Source organism: Aeromonas sp. s6, assembly GCF_040907815.1.
Taxonomy (GTDB): domain Bacteria; phylum Pseudomonadota; class Gammaproteobacteria; order Enterobacterales; family Aeromonadaceae; genus Aeromonas; species Aeromonas caviae.
Window position 1 is genome coordinate 1 of record NZ_JBFOCN010000017.1, and the last position, 17049, is coordinate 17049.

Here is a 17049-nt window from a genome sequence, read left to right on the forward strand (position 1 = left end):
TTTCCCGCTGCCGCTCGACTTGCATGTGTTAGGCCTGCCGCCAGCGTTCAATCTGAGCCATGATCAAACTCTTCAATTTAAGTTTGGTTGCCAATTAAGGCGGCTCAATGAATTGCTGAATTAACTGCTGCAACTTTCGTTGCTTTGGTCACTTCATCAGACATTGATATCAAAAATTGTTTTTGATGCTCGATGCTGTGAGTGCCCACACAGATTGCTTGATTCAAATTGTTAAAGAGCAGGGTCTGAAACTATAACCCTCACCAGCTTGCTTTGCAAGGTGGACCAGCCGCGAACTGCGCCGTGCTGATGGAGGCGCATTATAGGGATATGATTCTCGCTGACAAGCGAAAACTACGTGTTTATTTGAAAAAGACGTTCAGGTGTTTAATCAACAACCAATCAGACTAAAAAGCCGTCAATGATTCATCTAAATGAGCCCGCACACCTTCACTATCGCTACCAATCGGTACCCGTTTTCGCCACATCAAGATCTACATGCCAGCCACGCCAGGCATACAAAAATGAAAAGGGCCCCTCGGGGCCCTTCATATCACGCTGCTTGTAGATCAGATGGAGAAACTGGAACCGCAACCGCAGGTCGTCGTGGCGTTGGGGTTGGTCACGGTGAAACGGGAACCTTCCAAGCCTTCGGTGTAATCCACGCTGCCGCCGACCAGGTATTGCAGGCTCATGGGATCGATCACCATGGTGACGCCGCTCTTCTCGACCACGGTATCGCCATCATTGATTTTCTCGTCAAACGTGAAACCGTACTGGAAACCGGAGCAGCCCCCCCCAGTGATGTAGACCCGCAACTTGAGTTCGGGATTCTCTTCTTCGGTGATCAAGGTCTTTACCTTGTTGGCTGCCGCATCCGTCATCTGGATGGGCAAGGGAGCTTCTGCTACTGCACTCATTGCTGACCTCACAACCGTTACATCCACAAACATGGAAACCGCGAAATTATCCAATACCCGACCATTTAGTTCAAGTATTCACCACTCTCTTACTGTGCTGCCGGCAAGGGGGTTGGTTGAGCGACCAGAGGCTTGAGCACCTCGTTCCACTCAGCAACCAGCTCCTGGGCCGGTTGCCGACCCTCCTTCGGGATGAGGATTCTCACCCTGTCCGGGATGAAGCCTGAGGGAAGCTGCCAATTGCCCTCCAAGAGCTGGAAGTATCGCAACGCGTAGCGTCCCTCCCCCACCTTCATGCCAAGATCCCGGCCACTGAGGATCCTGGGCTTGTCAGCCAGACTGCCTTCGAGCCGGATCTGCACCTGCCCCCGAAACAGCTCCCGCTTCTTGGCGGGTTGTGTGAGCGCCAGACGATAGTGGTAGCGACCCGGCACACTCGTCTCCTGCAATGTCAGATTGTCGATGGATACCCCCACCTGTTCGCCGGTGGGACGCATGATGCGCTCGAAGAAGGCGAGCTGACGTTTCTGCTCCTGTACCTGGGCTTCCTGATCCTTGAGCGTCTGCTGAAGTTGCTCGAAGGCGGCCTTCTGGGTCGCCAGCAGGGTCTCCCTGACGCCGAGATCAGTCTTAAGTTGTGCAATGGCCTTGCTCTGACGCTCCAACGTCTCTTGCTGCACCGTCATCAGGCTGCTCTGAGCCAGCTCCTGTCTGTTCCCGACGACATAACCGATACATGCCCCCACGGCCAGCACCACCAATAACTTCACGATTTGGGACATAAGGCCTCTTCTATATGCCGACATCAACACGGCCGGTCTCTTTTCACTATACGCGACCATGCCGGATTGATACGGATAAACAAAGAGTTAACCGGTCGCGATGCTGCTTTCACCCCGGTTTTGACGCGCAGCAAGCCGTAAAGTTCGCTCCAGGATCTGGGAATAGATGGGACGCCCCCCCAACCATTGCGCCACTAGGGTTGCCCCTATGGTGGTGATCATCATGGGCAGGATCAGCTGATAGTTGTCGGTCATCTCTGTCACCAGCACGATGCCGGTAATGGGGGCACGTACGGTGGCGGCGAAAAGCGCCCCCATGCCGGCGATGGCAAAGGCGCCCGGTTCGATGCCGAGATCGGGAAATGCAGAGTGGAACAGGTGACCAAAGATCACCCCGAACAGGGTGCCCAGTGCCAGGGTCGGCGCAAAGACACCACCAGGGGCCCCCGAGCAAAAGCAGATGAGGGTACCCACCAGTCGCACCGAGAAGATGATGAAGAGCGTCGCCATCGCATAGTCTCCCCCCGTCAGATGCGGGATGAGCTCGATACCCCCTCCAGTGACAGAAGGGGCGAACAGCGACAGCATGCCAAAGGTTCCAGCCACCCCCATGCCGATGATGACGAAGCGGTGGCGCTTGTTCTGATGCAATGCCAGGTAACCATCCTGACAGGCGAGCACCAGCTTGTTGAAGACGAACCCCAGCACACCAAAGCAGCCCCCCATGAAAAGAAACAGCCAGAGCGCCTTCAAGGCCGGAGCGTCGTAGTGAGGCAGCATGATGACGGGGGATTGCCCTTTCATGTTCTGCAGCATCAGGGTCGCCATGACGGCCGAAATCCCGACCGCCTTGATGGCGAGGAAGGAGTAGCGAAATTGCGGTCGCATCTCTTCCATGACAAACAGTATCCCTGCCAGCGGGGCATTGAAGGCCGCAGCGAGACCACCCGCCGCACCGGCAGCCAGCAGGGCATGGCCATGCTCCTTGGGCAACCGGAAGATATCCGCCACCATCTTGCCGAGGTTGCCCCCTATCTGCACCGAGGGCCCCTCCCGCCCCAGCACCATGCCGGAACTCAGGGTACAGACCCCGCCAAAAAACTTCACCGGCAACACCCGCCACCAGCGTACCGGGCGCAGGTCGTCCATGGCCCCTTCAATTTCCGGGATACCGGATCCCCCCGCCTCGGGGGCAAAGGCATGAGTGAGGAAATAGCCGACCAACCCCAGCAGGGCGCTGAAACCAAAGCCGAGCAGGCCAAGCTGCCACCAGGGGCGATCGGCCAGCAAGTCGACACGCTGCTGGGCCAGCCAGTGAACGCAAGACTCGAACAATCCGCACACCAGGCCTGCCAGCAGGCCGACCAGGGCCGCCAACAGGAGCACCAGCAGCGGCATCTTGTCCCGCCGTATCAGGCGCTGCAAGACTGGAGGACGACGCAGCGAGGCCGCGTCGGCGGAAGGAATGGCTTGTTGCTCCATGGATAATCACGCTCATCTAACGAGGACCAGACACACCTCGGCCTCGGCTGCCCAGCTCTGGGCCTTTCTGCTATAGTCGGCCCGTTTCATGTATCACGGGCGAGAGTCCGGGGCGAGAGCGCAAAGCATACTCCTCCCGCCATCCCCTGCCGAGCCGCAATCGGCAGCCTGCGCCCGGGTAACGACCAAAATCCCATTAAGGATGATCCATGTCAAAATCAGATCAGCTGTTTGAACAGGCCCGCCAGACCATTCCCGGTGGCGTCAACTCACCGGTCCGCGCCTTCAACGGGGTCGGCGGTACACCCCGCTTCATCGATCACGCCGATGGCGCCTACCTCTATGACGTGGATGGTCAGGCCTATGTGGATTACATCGGATCCTGGGGCCCCATGCTGCTGGGCCACAACCACCCGGCCATCAAGGCCGCCGTCATCAAGGCAGTGGAAAAAGGGCTGAGCTACGGCGCGCCGACCGAGATCGAAGTGCTGATGGCCGAGAAGGTGCGCCAGATCGTCCCCTCCATGGAGCAGGTGCGGATGGTCAACTCCGGCACCGAGGCGACCATGAGCGCCATCCGGCTGGCCCGCGGCTACACCGGCCGCGACAAGATAGTCAAATTCGAAGGCTGCTACCACGGCCACGCCGACTCCCTGCTGGTCAAGGCTGGCTCCGGCGCCCTGACCCTGGGTCAGCCCAACAGCCCGGGCGTACCCGCCGATTTCGCCAAACACACGCTCACCTGTGTCTTTAACGATCTGGACTCGGTGCGCGAAGCCTTCACCCAGTACGGCAGCGAGATCGCCTGTATCATCGTCGAGCCGGTAGCCGGCAACATGAACTGCATCCCGCCGGTGCCCGGCTTCCTGGAAGGGCTGCGCGCCATTTGTGACGAGTTCGGCGCCCTGCTGATCCTGGACGAGGTGATGACGGGTTTTCGCGTCTCCCTGCGTGGTGCCCAGGGCCACTACAACATCGACCCGGATCTCACCACCCTCGGCAAGATCATCGGTGCCGGCATGCCGGTGGGCGCCTTCGGCGGCAAGAAGAAGGTGATGCAGCACATAGCCCCGACCGGCCCCGTCTATCAGGCTGGTACCCTCTCCGGCAACCCCGTGGCCATGGCCGCCGGCCTCACCATGCTGGATCTGCTGCTGGAGCCGGGCCTCTATGAGCAGCTGAGCACCAAGACCGCCCGTGTCGCCGAAGGGCTGAAAGCCGCCGCAGCCAGGTACGGCATCCCGCTTGCCATCAACTACGTGGGCGGCATGTTCGGCTTCTTCTTCACCGACGAGCCCGAGATCACCCGCTACGAGCAGGTGACCCGCTGCGACATGGAACGCTTCAAGCGCTTCTATCATCTGATGCTGGAGGAGGGTGTCTATCTGGCACCGAGCGCCTACGAGGCGGGCTTCCTGTCGCTTGCCCACGGGGACAAGGAGATCGAACACACTCTGGCGGCCGCCGAGCGCAGCTTCGCCAAGCTGGCTGGCTGACAAGCCGCAAGATGTGCAGAGGGCCCCGATGGGGCCCTTTTTTGTTTGCTCGTCCCGACAAGGCACCGTAGTGGTGCATCTTTAAGTCCCTCACCGGAACCTTGCCACCTGCTGGTGCGCCGCGCCGTACACGGGCTGTCATAAATCAGGCCCACAATTTGCAGGCCCCTGCTTCAGGAGCCCATTGGACCGAGGTGTATATGGCAGAGATGAGCCCCATCGATGTGCTGCGGCGCTATCAGGAGTACGAAACCGAGCTGGCCCCCCTGCTGTTGGGGCTGCTCACCCTCCCCGAGGCGTCTCTCAAGACCTATGCCTTCGTCGAGGAGGTGAAGAGCCTGGCCCCCCAGATCAGGCCAGCCATACTGGCGCCCGTTCCGGCGGCCCAGGGGCAGCTGCGCCTGCTGGTGCAGGGCCATGGCCGGGAGCTGGAGATCAACCTGCACCAGCTGATCGCCTGGCTGATGGGGGACAGGGAGCGGCGGCGCGCCATTCCCTGGTTCAGGGCCGTCTACGTCGTCCTGAGTCTGGCCCTGTTTCTCATCGTCGGCACCCTCATCTGGCACGGGCTGGAACAGCTCTATCTGCTGCTGTGCGGCACCCAGCAGAACCGACTGGGAGCCTTCAGCGCCATCATCTTCCTCACGCTCGCGCTGGCGGTGTTCGATCTCGGCAAGACCATCCTCGAAGAGGAGGTGCTGCTGCATAAGGACATCTTCCGCCACAGCGCAATCCGGCGCACCATTACCCGCTTTATCGCCGCCATCCTGATCGCGGTCTCCATCGAGGGGTTGCTGCTGCTGTTCAAGGGATCCCTCGGCCAGAGCGAACTGCTCTGGCCTGCGGTGGGGGTGATGGGCTGCGCCGTGGGGTTGCTGCTGGCGCTGGGGCTCTATGTGTTTCTCGGTGCCAGGGCGGAAGCCGCACTGGTCGCCTCCAGCCAACAGACTGCCCACTCGGAGGGGGCTGCCAGAGGCATCAGAAGACGCGCCAGGACCGGGCGAGCGGGATGACATACCAACGCGGGGTGCCCGTGCAGGCGGGCCTCGCCGACGCCAGCTAGCTCGTCGCCTCTGCCAGCGCGGGCGCTGGCTGTCGCCGCGCCGCCCGCCAGGAGGCGTACATGGTCCAGGAGGTATAGATGACGATGAAGGCCACCAGCCATTTGAGCATCTCCATCTCCATGGATTTGACCAGCATGGCCGCCAGCACCACGCCGATGGGGCCGAAGATGGCCACCGCCAGCACGGCCCGCGCATCGAAAGCCCCCTTGCGAATGAAGGTCCCCGCCGAGAAGACGCTGAGCACGGCGGTGGATCCCATCATGATGGGGAAGGCCACCAGCGGGTTCATGCCGAGCAGATAGACCAGGGTCATGCAGGGGGCGAACAGGCCGATACCGACGTTCATCAGAGCTCCGAACAGGAAGTTGCCGGCAAGGGCGATCCCCAGCTTGTAACCGCTCAGCCCCATGGCCTCGCCACCGAGGGGGAAGAGCCCGAGCAGACCGGCAAAGATGAGACCGGCGACCACCAGCAGGGAGACCGCCATTACCAGCCGGATGGTCTGGCGATCAAAGGAAGCCACGTAACGGGCGCCCCAGGCCGCACCGGCCGCCGCCGCCGCCATCATGCTGATGAGGGTGACGGGATCCACGTTGACCACGCCGATGAAGATGAGAGCCTGGGTCACGGTCGGCAGCACGCACTGGCCGTTGAGGGTACCGGGCAGCACCCGATCATCGATCAGCCTGAACTGCTTGTAGCAGGCGGTCTTCACCGCAAAGCTCCCCACCCCCAGGGTATCGAGAAAATTGGCCACAAAACCGATGGCCGCCACCGGCCAGAAAGGGGTGGCTTCGAGCTGGCCATGACGCCGTTTGTGCCACCAGGCACGGACCAGCATAAAGAGAAAGACCAGAGCACAACCGATAAACAAGAAACGCAGAAAAGTGACAAGCATGGGGAGACCTCCAACAACGGGCGGCGATTCTAAGGCAGCGGAGGGAAAAAATCCTGGCCAGGATCATGAGACGACGGGTGCAAACGTTTAGCCCCGACTATTTTGGCTGGCAGAACCCGAATGGGGCTATCCATACTGGTTGGGAGGGCGACAGCCCGGGCTCATCGGGCGTAGTCCTGGTCATTTCGCGACGACCACAGCACCGGTGAGGCGTAAACGAAAGAAGGCGGGGTGACCCGCCTTCTTTTTTCATTCTCCGTCAGGCAATCCAGCGTGGCAGCCGGGGAGCCAGGCGGTCGATCAGGCGATCCGACACGGGAGTGAGCAACAGCAGCGGCAGGCAGATCAGGGAGAGGCAAAGAGCGCCCACATAGACGTCCGTCATCCAGTGCGCACCAGCCAGGATGCGGGGCGCCGAAAACAGGGGCACCATCACCACCGCAACTACCCCGGCCCAGCGCGGCAGATAGCGCAGGGCAAAACCGGCGAAGATCATCAGGAAGAGGGCGTGATCACCGGGGAAGCTGTCACCGGCGGAGTCCTTGGTGGGAATCGCACTGATCTCGGTCAGGCGCAGTGCCCCGTCCACCATCAAGGTGGGGCTGGGACGGCTGACCGGCAACAGATGCCCGAGCTGATTGATCACCAGGGCCCCCAGCAGCATCACGACCCCCATGGCCACCAGACGACGGCGCTCCTGCCCGTCGGCACGGAAGAAGCAACTTGCAAGGATCCCGCCCATGCAGGCCAGCGCGGCCAGATCGAACAGGCGGTTGTTGGTGATGGCCACCAGATCGGCCCAACGGGGGGAGTGGCCAATCCAGCCATTGACCAGCTGGAAGAGGGCGAGATCCCACCCATCCCAGGGGCCGTGCTCAGGCAGGGCGCCCCAACTGAAGGCGATTAGGCCCCCGGCCAGATAGAAAGGAATGAACTTGCTCATGCCGACGTGTCCTTCGAAAAACGCTCATTCTAGGCCAGCCGCAAGATGACTTGCATCACAAAAGTGTAAGAATTCGTGTAACAAAGGTATTCCATCGGCTCTTCTTTTGGCGCCGCCGACCGGGTGGGCAAGCGCGTCCCCTCCTTGGCTCTCCCACCGGTTGCGGCTAGTATGGGCGCTCCCTTCGTTCAGGATGATGATGATGCGCAGCTACCTTCGCATGATGTTGTTTGCCCTCGGTTTGCTGGCAGGTGTACAGATCCCCGGGCTGGTCGATCTCTACTTCCAGCGGCTGGATGCCCGGCTGCAGCAAGCCGGTCTGGCGCTGGCCCCCTTCCAGCGCACGGCGGACCAGCACTTCAATGGCGATCTGCAGGCGCTGGTCGCCCATTACGGTGCCAGCCAGGATCCCGTCTTCACCCAGGATGCCACCAGCCTCCAGCAACTGGTCAACCAGCAGCAGCACCTTCAGGGGGAGATCGCCGTGCGGGAGAGTCCCTGGTACCAGCAGCTCTCCCACCTGTTGCTGCGCGCCGATCCCGCCCTCTGGCAGGATACCCTGCACAACTACGGCTATGTGGTCCCCCTCAAACAGGCCGCCATTTTCTGCGGCGTGGCGGCGGGTCTGCTGGCCTCCCTGGCGGGGGATCTGCTGCTCGGCCTCCTGCTGCTGCCATTTCGCTCCCGCCAGCGCGTCCCCCGTCACGGCCTGCGCTGATCCCCTCTCACTGCCAACCGGGGTGCCCGCCCCGGTTGGCGGCTACTCGAAGGGTTCGAGATAGGCTTCTATTGCCTTCTTCAGCCAGGCCAGCACCTTGCCGTGATGGGCGTTCTCCGACAGATAGACTCCGTAATCGCGCCACTGCAGACTGAACTTGTGCTTCAGGGTCAGCAGCTCTCCCAGGCGCAGCTGGCTCTGGATGAGGGGTGAAGGCAGCACCGCCCAACCCAGACCATCCAGCACCGCATCCCGCATCAGTTCGAAACTCGACAACCCGATATGCTGCCCTCCGATGGGCAGCAGGCTCTTGACCGAAAACGCGTCCACATAGGAGAGGGTGACCTGGGTGTGATCGGTCAGATCCTGCTGCAACACCCGCTTCAGCCCAGCCAGCGGGTGGCTTGGTGCGACCACCATCAGGGTGCGGATCGGATTGAGCACGTCGATGCAAAGACCGCTGCGCTCCTGTTCCTCGGTGATGAGGCCGAAGGCGGCATCCACGAACCCCTCTTCCACCAGGGCCGGCAGCTCCGGCGGTGAGGCCAGCACCAGGGAGATGCTGGTGCCCGGAAACTGGCGACGCAGCGCCCCCAGCATCTCGCGCCATACCACCTCGGGAATGGCGTCGTCCCGGGCTACCCGCAGCGCCACCTCGGCACCGGAGGCATGGTGCTCGCACTTGAGCTTCAGGCTGTTGGCGGCCTGCAACAGCCGCCGACAGTCGTCCAGCACTTGCTCGCCGATTTCGGTCAGTCGGCTCTGATTCGTCCCTCGTTCGAAAAGTTCGACGCCAAGCTCCACTTCCAGGGTTGCAATCGCCGAGCTCACGGCGCTGCGACTCTTGCCAAGTCGTCTGGCGGCATTGGCTATCGAACCACTGTCTGCTGTTTCTACAAAGAGTTGTATCTGATTTAGCTTCATGGCTTCAAACTGGCGGCAGATTATTCCATCACCACCTTATCCCCTGGCCCGCCCCCAAGGCAAACAAGCAGCGACAGCTTTCTCGACGCTCAGCGATAACCTTGCCGTTTCGGGTGCCGTTATCCTCTCTTCATCGCAGCAACAGAAGGAAACTGCATGTCATCCCGTCCCCTGCTTTTGGCCCGCCTCTTTCTGACAGGGGCCATCCTGACCGAGGTCGCCGGCACCTCCTCCATGGCCCTGATTCCAGAGAGCGCGAGCGGCTGGATCCACTATCTGCCGATGTGGCTCCTCATCACCCTCTCCTACCTGCTGCTCGCCAAGGCCGCCAGGACAATCTCCATTGGTATCGCGTTTGCGCTGTGGGAAGGGTTGGGGATCGCCCTCATCACCGCCGTCTCCGTCCTGTTCCTCGGCTACGAGCTGAGCATCCAGGAGTGGATCGGACTGGCGCTGGCCATAGTGGGGATTGTCATGGTGACCCTGGGCGAGACCCATGATGCACCAGCCCCCACCCGCCAGAGGAGGGAAGCCCCATGCACCCGTTGATCATCGTACTGGGCGCCGCCCTGCTGGATATCGGCGCCAACATGGCGATCAACCGCTCCGTCGGTTTTCGCGACAAGGGGTGGGGCGTCCTCGGCATTCTGCTGGTGCTCTGTGCCTTCACTCTGCTCAGCGAGGCGGTCAGTACCGGCAAGATCGACCTGGCCGTGGCCTATGCCACCTGGGGTGCCATCGGCATCCTGGGCACCGCCCTCGGGGGCCTGCTGCTGTTCGGCGAGCGCCTCAGACCCGTCGGCTGGCTCGGCATGATGGTGATGGCGGTGGCGGTCGCCCTGCTGACCACAGCATGATCCCCTCTCCAACCCCATGAAAAAAGCCGCCCTGTTCCCAGGGCGGCTTTTTTCATGGTCAAACCGATCACCCAGATTGCAACAGGCAGCCTAACGCGCTGCCTCGTACAGCTCCAGCGGCAGGCCGTCGGGGTCGGCGAAGAAGGTAAAGCGCTTGCCGGTCAGCTCGTCCACCCGCACCGGCTCCACTTCCACCCCTTGCTGCTCCAGGTGGGCGATGACCCGGTCGAGATCCGCCACCCGAAACGCCAGGTGGCGCAACCCGCACGCCTCCGGCCGGGAGGGGCGCGGTGGCGGCGCCGGGAAGCTGAACAGCTCCAGCTGGCTGCCGTCCGGCAGCGCCAGATCCAGCTTCCACGACTGACGCTCGGCCCGCAGGGTCTCGGCAATGATGGGCAACCCCAGCACCTGGTGATAGAAGTGGCGCGAGCGCGGATAGTCGCTGGCGATGATGGCCACGTGATGGATGGCCTCAAACAGGGGATGGGTCATGGCAATCCTTGCAAAACGGGCAGCCTGTGCTGCCCGTCTTCGTCAGTTGAAGAAACCGTTGAACCAGTTGTCCAGGGCATTCGCCGGGTCCGAAACCGGGCTGGCACAGCTCATGGGCTCGGCCAGACCGGCCAGCTTGGCCGGCACCTGGAGACTGCCGGGACAATCGCTGGCCACCCGGGCACCGCTCGAGCGGGAGAAGTTGGCCCAGCTCACCCCTTCGGGCATCTTCAGCCCCAGGCTGTTGACCCCTCGCTGGCTCATGTAGCCGCTGAACAGCTGCAAGGCGCCACTGGCACCGGTCAACCCGGCCGGGGTGTTGTCGTCACGGCCGACCCAGACGCTCACCAGCTCGTTGTTGTCCATCCCGGCAAACCAGGAGTCACGCAGCTCGTTGGTGGTACCGGTCTTGGCGGCCATGGTGGCCCCGGGGAACTTGGCACCGAGCGCCCGGGCCGTCCCCTGGCTCACCGTCTTGGTCATGGCGAACAGGGTCAGCCAGCTTGCCTGGGGATCCGTCACCCGCTTGGCCGCTTCGTCATGCTGGTAGAGCTGGCGCCCCTCGCCATTCACCACGGCCCGGATGGCCGACAGGGGCTGGGTCAACCCCTGGTTGGCAATGGGCAGGTACATCTGGTTCACCTCCATGGGCGAGAGCGCCACCGCCCCCAGCACCAGGGACGGATAGGGCTGGATCTCCTGCTGCACCCCCAGCTTGTGCAGGGTGTCCACCACCTTGTCCAGGCCTATCTGCATACCGAGGTTGACGGTCGGCACGTTGAGGGAGCTGGCAAGCGCCTCCATCAGGGGCACGCTCTGGCGGAACTTGCGGTCGTAGTTCTGCGGCGTCCAGATCTGGCCATCCTGGCCGCGAATGCGGATCGGCTGATCTTTAAGCGGCGTGCCCAGGGTCAGGCCGTTGGAGAGGCCGGTCAGGTAGACCGCCGGTTTGACCAGGGAGCCAATCTGACGGCGGGCATCCAGCGCCCGGTTGAAGCCGGCGTAGCGGGGATCCCGTCCCCCCACCATGGCGACCACCTCGCCCTTGTGCCAGTCGGAGACCACCATGGCAGCCTCCAGCTTCTTCTTGCCACGCTGCTTCTCGATGGTGGCCAGACCCGACTCCACCGCCTGCTCGGCGGCGTGCTGGGCGATGGGATCCAGACTGGTGAAGATCTTGAGGCCGGACTGCTTGAGCAGATCCGGGCCGAAGCGGTTCTGGATCTCCCGCTTGAGCAGCCCCATGAAGGCCGGGGTGCGGCCATAGCTCATCTGGCCGCGGGCGATGATGCCAAGGGGCTGCTTGCTGGCCAGGTCATACTCGGCCTGGGTCAGGCTGCCGTGATCCGCCAGCAGTTTCAGCACCAGATCCCGGCGCGCCTTGGCCCGGTCGGGGAAGCGCCAGGGATCGTAATAGGAGGGGCCCTTCACCATGCCCACCAGCAGGGCCACCTGATCGATGTCCAGCTCGTTGACCGGAATACCGAAGTAGAAGTAGGAGGCGAGCCCGAAGCCGTAGACCCCCTGGGAGAAGTTCTGCCCCAGATAGACCTCGTTGAGGTAGGCCTCCAGGATCTCGTCCTTGCTGTAGCGGTAGTCGATGAGCACCGCCATGTAGGCTTCCTGCAGTTTGCGCCACAGGCTGCGCTCACGGGTCAGGAAGAAGTTCTTGGCGAGCTGCTGGGTGAGCGTACTGCCCCCCTGCACGGTGCGCCCCGCCAGCAGGTTGGCTGCCATGGCGCGCATGATGGCCACCGGCGAGACACCGCCGTGCTGGTAGAAGTCCCTGTCTTCCGTGGTGAGCAACGTCACCAGCAGGCTGTCCGGCACCTCGGAAAGGCGCACCAGCAGGCGGTCCTCCCGATCCTCGGTGTTGAGGCGATCGAGCAGCACCGGGTCCATCTGGGCATAGCCGAGCTGACGCTGGTTCTCCAGGGACTGGATCCCCTCGAGGCGCGCCCCGTTGAAGGTGAGACGCAGGCCACGGGCGCCGTCGGCACCGTCGTGGAACTCGAACGGCCGGCGCACCAGCTCGATGCGATTACCGCTCACCGCGTACTCACCCGGGGTATGAGGCTGACGCACCTGCTTGTAGCTCAGCATGTTGAGCTCGCGCAGCATCTGGGTCTGGGAGAGCCGCTGGCTGGGATAGAGCTCCAGCGGGCGGCTGTAGACCATCACCGGCAACTGCCACTTCTCGCCGTCGAAGCGCTCGCGCACCTTGGTGTCGAGATAGATGCCAAACACCACCATGAAGGCCGCCACCACCAGAGAGAGCTTGAAGCCCAGCCAGAACAGGGTGCGCCAGATGGTGCGTTTGGGCGCCGCCTTCTTGGGCGTGCGCTTGCGTCGTTGGGTTGCCATAAATCCTCTTGTCGTTCTCCTCGCCATCCCGCTGATGCGAGCGGCCTGCGATGCCTGTTGTGGAGGGGGACTGTGCCACCGCCATCTTGTTCTGATCGTACCGACCGATCACTGTCCCGTCGGCTACTCCTGCAATCCCATCTTCTTCTTGGTCACCCGGGTCGGCATCGCCTCCAGCGGGTTGTCCGGCCAGTAGTGACGGGGGTAGCGCCCCTTCATCTCTTTTTTCACCTGCTCATAGGATCCCGCCCAGAAGGCGGCGAGATCCGCGGTGATCTGCAAGGGGCGCTGGGCCGGGGAGAGCAGCTCCACCACCAGGGGGACCCGGCCATCGGCCACGCATGGGGTGGCGCCCAGCCCGAACATCTCCTGGATGCGCACCGGGATCGCTGGCGCCTGACCCGGCTGGTAGCGGATCCGTACCCGGCTGCCGGTCGGTGCGGTGAAGTGGCTCGGCAGCGCCTCGTCCAGCCGCCTTGGCAGGGGCCAGGGCAGAGACTGGCGCAGGATGTCGCTCATGTCGAGCCGCTTCAACTGCTCCAGCCGGGTCATGCCGCTCACCGCCGGCAGCAGCCACTGCTCGAGGTCGGCCAGCAGGCTCTCCTCATCCATGGCGGGCCAGGCTTCGTCGGGCAGCCAGTCGCGGGCGCAGCGCAAGCGGGCCAGCAGCCCCTCGCTGCTCTCGTCCCAGGGCAGCACGTGCAGCCCCTTGCGCCGGATGCCCTGCAGCAGGCAGCGCCCCTTCTGTTCATCGGAGAGATCCGTCAGCGGCCGCTGGCCGAGCACCAGCTCGCCGAGCACCTGCTGGCGCTCCGCACGCACCCGTTCCTCCCGATCGTCCCAGTCGAACCACTGGCGCTCGCCGACCAGCTCGGGCAGCTGGCGCACCAACTCATCCAGCGCCACCGGCTCGGCGATGAAAATGCGGCTGCCGCGCTCGTTCTGACCCATTTCGACGGCCACGATGGCCCCCTGCCCCTGGCAGGGATGCCCTTCTACCAGATCGCAGCTCACCCCGCCACTGAGCTGATAGCGGCTGCCACTGCGCAGCTTGCCGATGCGATCGGGCCAGGCGAGGGCGCACAGCAACCCCAGCCATTGACCCTGCGGGCTGCTTGCCCGTACACCGAGCCGCTCGAACCAGCGGGCCGCTCCCTGGCGCAGGGCGCCCTGACGGCGGTGGAACAACACGGACAAGCGCTCCGATCCTCGCAGATCTTCTTCCAGCAGCGCCACCAGGAAAGCCGCATCGGCGACAATCCCTGTCAGACCCTCGGATTCCAGCTCCCGGGACCGCAGCAACATGCGGGCGAGGCGGGGATGGGTGCCGAAGGCCGCCATGGCACGGCCTGCCGGGGTAAGTTGTTGCTCACCCTCCGGGGCCATGGCGCCCAGGGCCACCAGCAACCGCCGGGCGCTGGCCACGGCGGCAGGGGGCGGCATGTCCAGCAGGGGCAGCGCCTCCACCCGGGCCCCCCACTGGGCGGCGTCCATCAGCAGGCCGGTGAGCTCTTGCGTCAGGATGTCGGGGGGACTCTGCTCGGCGAGGCGCTCCTGCACCTCGCTGCTCCAGAGCCGGTAGCAGACGCCGGGGCCAAGCCGCCCTGCCCGCCCCGCCCGCTGGGTGGCGGAGGCTTTGGCGATGGGCCGGGTCTCCAGCCGGGTGACGCCGCTCTTGATATCGAAGGTGGCCCGCCGCTCCAGCCCGCTGTCGATGACCACGGAGATCCCCTCGATGGTGAGGGAGGTCTCCGCCACGTTGGTGGTGAGCACCAGCTTGCGACGACCCGCAGGCGCAGGCTCGATGGCCGCTTGCTGGGCCGCGAGGTCAAGACGGCCATAAAGGGGAGCCAGGGTCACATCCCCTGGCAACCGCCCTTCCAGCCACTGTGCCAGCCGCTCTATCTCCCCCTGTCCCGGCAGGAACACCAGGGCACTGCCAGCCTGACTGGCGAGCGCCTCCAGCACCACGGCGCCAACCTGGGGCTCCAGCCACTGCTGGCGATTGGCGGGGCGATAGTGGTACTCGATGGGAAAGCCGCGCCCCTCGGAGCGCACCACGGGGGCACCTGGCAGCAGGCGCTCCAGGGCCATGCCATCCAGGGTGGCGGACATCACCAGCAGCTTGAGATCATCGCGCAACCCCTGCTGGCTTTCGATGGCGAAGGCCAGCGCGGTATCGGCGTGCAGGCTGCGCTCGTGGAACTCGTCAAAGATGACGAGCGACACGCCGGTGAGCTCAGGATCCTGCTGCAGCATCCGGGTCAGCACCCCCTCGGTCACGATCTCGAGCCGGGTCTGGCTGCTGGTGCGGCTCTCCCCGCGCACTCGCAGGCCGATGCGCTCGCCCACCTTCTCCCCCAGCTGACGCGCGAGGAAGCTCGCGATGTTGCGCGCCGCGAGGCGCCTGGGCTCCAGCATGATGATGCGCCCGGGCAGCCGGTGCTGGCGCACCAGCTCCAGGGGCAGCAGGGTCGATTTGCCAGCGCCGGGGGGCGCCTGCAGGATCACGCTGGTATGGCTGTCGAGGGCTGCAAAGAGTTCGGGCAACACCGGGACGATGGGGAGGGAAGACAAAGCGATGGGCACCTTCTGTGACACTTCTGAAAAGGGGTCCATTCTGCCACAGCCTCCCGGCCATCGTAAGCGCCCCTGCCGGGCAGGGGCAGGAAGCGTCAGGTGCAACACGGCAAGACATCCCGGGAGCGGCTGCCATAGAATGGCCCTTATCCGATGCCCATCACGAGGACCGACACGCCGCATGCCCAAACTCTTCTTTGCCCTGCCCCTGCCAGAGCTTGCCCCCGAGCTTGCGACCTGGCGAGACCAGCGCCCCTGGCCCGGCCAGCCGGTGCCCGAGAGCAACCTGCACCTGACCCTGGCCTTTCTCGGGGAGGCCGACGAAACGACCCAGGCTCGCCTGATCGCGGTCGCCGAGCGACAGCACTGCCCCCCTTTCAGCGTCCATCTGGATCAGACCGGCTGGTTTCAGCGCGCCAAAGCCGCCTGGGTGGGGCCCGGTGAGTGGCCGAACGAGCTGACTGTGCTCGCGAGGGCACTGCGCCGCCACGGTGAAAAACTCGGGCTGGGCAACGGCGAGCAGGGCTATCGCCCCCACGTCACCCTGTCGCGCAAGGCGGGCGAGGCCCCCGGCGAGCTGCCTGCGCCGGATTTTCTGCTCAGGGCCGATCGCTTCTGCCTCTATCAATCCGTCAGCACGCCGGACGGCGTCCACTACGAACCGCTCGCCTGCTGGCCCCTGCGGGCCCGCGTCAAAAACCCGCACCGCGAGGAGCTCACCCCATGATCTTCGATCCCCCCCTGCAGTCCGGGCAGCTGATCTCCCGCTACAAGCGCTTTCTGACGGATGTCACGCTCGACAACGGCGAGGTGATCACCATCCACTGCGCCAATACCGGTGCCATGACCGGCTGCGCCCTGCCGGGCACCCGGGTCTGGTACTCCACATCCGACAACCCCAAGCGCAAGCTGCCAAACAGTTGGGAAATCGCCGAGAGCCCGGCGGGTCACTTCATCTGCGTCAACACGGCCCGTGCCAACCAGATCGCCCGGGAGCTCATCGAACAGGGCGCCCTCGCCCCCCTGGCAGGCTATGCCAGGCTGCGCACCGAAGTGAAATACGGGGAAGAGAACAGCCGCATCGACCTGCTGCTGGAAGATGACCACAGACCGGATTGTTACATCGAGGTGAAATCCGTCACCCTGCTCGACGAGCGGGAGCAACCCGGCATGGGGTACTTCCCCGATGCGGTCACCACCCGCGGCGCCAAGCACTTGCGTGAATTGATGGCCATGAAGGCGGCAGGGCACCGGGCCGTGCTGCTGTTCATGGTATTGCACTCCGGCATCGCGAGAATGCGCCCTGCAGCCCATATCGATCCGCACTATAGTCAGCTTGTTGAACAGGCTATGGCGGCAGGGGTTGAAATTTTATGCTATCGCCCCCATGTTGGGGTGCAGGGCATGGTGGCTCAGGATTTTATCCCATTTGAATCTGACCATATGCTACCCGAGGGCAGAGAATAAATGCAGAAGTGGGTAACATTATTGATAAGGCTTGTTTGCCTCCCGTTGACCCTTCTGCTATA

The 17049-nt window shown here is 63.5% G+C and carries 16 protein-coding genes and 1 rRNA gene; 7 read left to right on the plus strand and 10 right to left on the minus strand.

All coding sequences use genetic code 11. The features are described 5' to 3' along the window. The 4 genes from AB5Y50_RS01175 to clcA all read right to left on the minus strand — a co-directional run. Positions 1–79 (minus strand): 16S ribosomal RNA (locus AB5Y50_RS01175); the annotation flags it as partial. Positions 80–569: 490 nt separating this feature from the next. Then, positions 570–920 carry an iron-sulfur cluster insertion protein ErpA gene (gene erpA, locus AB5Y50_RS01180; RefSeq protein ID WP_010675554.1) on the minus strand — a complete coding sequence of 117 codons (351 nt, stop codon included), beginning with the start codon at positions 918–920 and terminating at the stop codon, positions 570–572. Positions 921–1009: 89 nt separating this feature from the next. Next, positions 1010–1702, minus strand: coding sequence for a DUF6776 family protein (locus AB5Y50_RS01185; RefSeq protein WP_043155743.1), 693 nt, complete (start codon positions 1700–1702; stop codon positions 1010–1012). 87 nt (positions 1703–1789) lie between these two features. Then, the gene (gene clcA, locus AB5Y50_RS01190) at positions 1790–3184 is read right to left on the minus strand and encodes a H(+)/Cl(-) exchange transporter ClcA (protein WP_039040862.1); all 1395 of its coding nucleotides are present in this window, start codon (positions 3182–3184) and stop codon (positions 1790–1792) included. Positions 3185–3393: 209 nt separating this feature from the next. On the opposite strand from clcA, the gene hemL reads away from it, so the two are divergent. Beyond that, the gene (gene hemL / locus AB5Y50_RS01195; protein WP_043155744.1) at positions 3394–4680 is read left to right on the plus strand and encodes a glutamate-1-semialdehyde 2,1-aminomutase; all 1287 of its coding nucleotides are present in this window, start codon (positions 3394–3396) and stop codon (positions 4678–4680) included. A 200-nt stretch (positions 4681–4880) separates the two neighbouring features. Then, the gene (locus AB5Y50_RS01200; RefSeq protein WP_042016292.1) at positions 4881–5693 is read left to right on the plus strand and encodes a hypothetical protein; all 813 of its coding nucleotides are present in this window, start codon (positions 4881–4883) and stop codon (positions 5691–5693) included. Positions 5694–5739: 46 nt separating this feature from the next. Here the strand turns inward: AB5Y50_RS01200 and AB5Y50_RS01205 are convergent, their stop codons facing one another. Then, a complete protein-coding gene (locus tag AB5Y50_RS01205) occupies positions 5740–6642 on the minus strand; it encodes a sulfite exporter TauE/SafE family protein (protein ID WP_043155745.1) in 903 nt (300 codons plus the stop codon). 259 nt (positions 6643–6901) lie between these two features. Beyond that, positions 6902–7585, minus strand: coding sequence for a phosphatase PAP2 family protein (locus AB5Y50_RS01210; RefSeq protein ID WP_010675560.1), 684 nt, complete (start codon positions 7583–7585; stop codon positions 6902–6904). Between the two features lie 202 nt (positions 7586–7787). Between AB5Y50_RS01210 and AB5Y50_RS01215 the strand changes: the two genes are divergently transcribed. Then, a complete protein-coding gene (locus AB5Y50_RS01215; RefSeq protein ID WP_010675561.1) occupies positions 7788–8303 on the plus strand; it encodes a DUF2937 family protein in 516 nt (171 codons plus the stop codon). Between the two features lie 42 nt (positions 8304–8345). On the opposite strand, the gene AB5Y50_RS01220 is transcribed toward AB5Y50_RS01215, so the two are convergent. After that, positions 8346–9227, minus strand: coding sequence for a LysR family transcriptional regulator (locus tag AB5Y50_RS01220; RefSeq protein WP_043155746.1), 882 nt, complete (start codon positions 9225–9227; stop codon positions 8346–8348). A 156-nt stretch (positions 9228–9383) separates the two neighbouring features. Between AB5Y50_RS01220 and AB5Y50_RS01225 the strand changes: the two genes are divergently transcribed. Next, on the plus strand, positions 9384–9776 hold the full coding sequence (locus AB5Y50_RS01225; protein ID WP_043155747.1) for a multidrug efflux SMR transporter: 393 nt from the start codon (positions 9384–9386) through the stop codon (positions 9774–9776). Then, complete coding sequence (locus AB5Y50_RS01230) at positions 9764–10084, plus strand: SMR family transporter (protein ID WP_010675564.1); 321 nt, start codon at positions 9764–9766, stop codon at positions 10082–10084. The genes AB5Y50_RS01225 and AB5Y50_RS01230 overlap by 13 nt, the downstream gene beginning before the upstream one ends. A gap of 90 nt (positions 10085–10174) precedes the next feature. Here AB5Y50_RS01230 and AB5Y50_RS01235 read toward each other — a convergent pair whose 3' ends face one another. From AB5Y50_RS01235 to hrpB, 3 genes are all read right to left on the minus strand, one after another. Further along, positions 10175–10576, minus strand: coding sequence for a VOC family protein (locus tag AB5Y50_RS01235; protein ID WP_043155748.1), 402 nt, complete (start codon positions 10574–10576; stop codon positions 10175–10177). Positions 10577–10618: 42 nt separating this feature from the next. Beyond that, the gene (gene mrcB, locus AB5Y50_RS01240; RefSeq protein ID WP_010675566.1) at positions 10619–12940 is read right to left on the minus strand and encodes a penicillin-binding protein 1B; all 2322 of its coding nucleotides are present in this window, start codon (positions 12938–12940) and stop codon (positions 10619–10621) included. A 123-nt stretch (positions 12941–13063) separates the two neighbouring features. Next, positions 13064–15517: an ATP-dependent helicase HrpB gene (gene hrpB / locus AB5Y50_RS01245; RefSeq protein ID WP_043155750.1), complete on the minus strand. Its 2454-nt coding sequence runs from the start codon at positions 15515–15517 to the stop codon at positions 13064–13066. A 184-nt stretch (positions 15518–15701) separates the two neighbouring features. Here hrpB and thpR point away from each other — a divergent pair, with 184 nt between their 5' ends. Then, positions 15702–16247 (plus strand): RNA 2',3'-cyclic phosphodiesterase, encoded by a 546-nt coding sequence (thpR, locus tag AB5Y50_RS01250; RefSeq protein WP_049635990.1) that lies wholly within the window; start codon positions 15702–15704, stop codon positions 16245–16247. Further along, complete coding sequence (gene sfsA / locus AB5Y50_RS01255; RefSeq protein ID WP_049635991.1) at positions 16244–16987, plus strand: DNA/RNA nuclease SfsA; 744 nt, start codon at positions 16244–16246, stop codon at positions 16985–16987. The genes thpR and sfsA overlap by 4 nt, the downstream gene beginning before the upstream one ends. Positions 16988–17049 lie beyond the last annotated feature (62 nt).

Coding starts and splice junctions, on each gene's coding strand:
- erpA (WP_010675554.1), bottom strand. CDS start 920: ATGAGTGCAGTAGCAGAAGCTCCCTTGCCCATCCAGATGACGGATGCG.
- AB5Y50_RS01185 (WP_043155743.1), bottom strand. CDS start 1,702: ATGTCCCAAATCGTGAAGTTATTGGTGGTGCTGGCCGTGGGGGCATGT.
- clcA (WP_039040862.1), bottom strand. CDS start 3,184: ATGGAGCAACAAGCCATTCCTTCCGCCGACGCGGCCTCGCTGCGTCGT.
- hemL (WP_043155744.1), top strand. CDS start 3,394: ATGTCAAAATCAGATCAGCTGTTTGAACAGGCCCGCCAGACCATTCCC.
- AB5Y50_RS01200 (WP_042016292.1), top strand. CDS start 4,881: ATGGCAGAGATGAGCCCCATCGATGTGCTGCGGCGCTATCAGGAGTAC.
- AB5Y50_RS01205 (WP_043155745.1), bottom strand. CDS start 6,642: ATGCTTGTCACTTTTCTGCGTTTCTTGTTTATCGGTTGTGCTCTGGTC.
- AB5Y50_RS01210 (WP_010675560.1), bottom strand. CDS start 7,585: ATGAGCAAGTTCATTCCTTTCTATCTGGCCGGGGGCCTAATCGCCTTC.
- AB5Y50_RS01215 (WP_010675561.1), top strand. CDS start 7,788: ATGCGCAGCTACCTTCGCATGATGTTGTTTGCCCTCGGTTTGCTGGCA.
- AB5Y50_RS01220 (WP_043155746.1), bottom strand. CDS start 9,227: ATGAAGCTAAATCAGATACAACTCTTTGTAGAAACAGCAGACAGTGGT.
- AB5Y50_RS01225 (WP_043155747.1), top strand. CDS start 9,384: ATGTCATCCCGTCCCCTGCTTTTGGCCCGCCTCTTTCTGACAGGGGCC.
- AB5Y50_RS01230 (WP_010675564.1), top strand. CDS start 9,764: ATGCACCCGTTGATCATCGTACTGGGCGCCGCCCTGCTGGATATCGGC.
- AB5Y50_RS01235 (WP_043155748.1), bottom strand. CDS start 10,576: ATGACCCATCCCCTGTTTGAGGCCATCCATCACGTGGCCATCATCGCC.
- mrcB (WP_010675566.1), bottom strand. CDS start 12,940: ATGGCAACCCAACGACGCAAGCGCACGCCCAAGAAGGCGGCGCCCAAA.
- thpR (WP_049635990.1), top strand. CDS start 15,702: ATGCCCAAACTCTTCTTTGCCCTGCCCCTGCCAGAGCTTGCCCCCGAG.
- sfsA (WP_049635991.1), top strand. CDS start 16,244: ATGATCTTCGATCCCCCCCTGCAGTCCGGGCAGCTGATCTCCCGCTAC.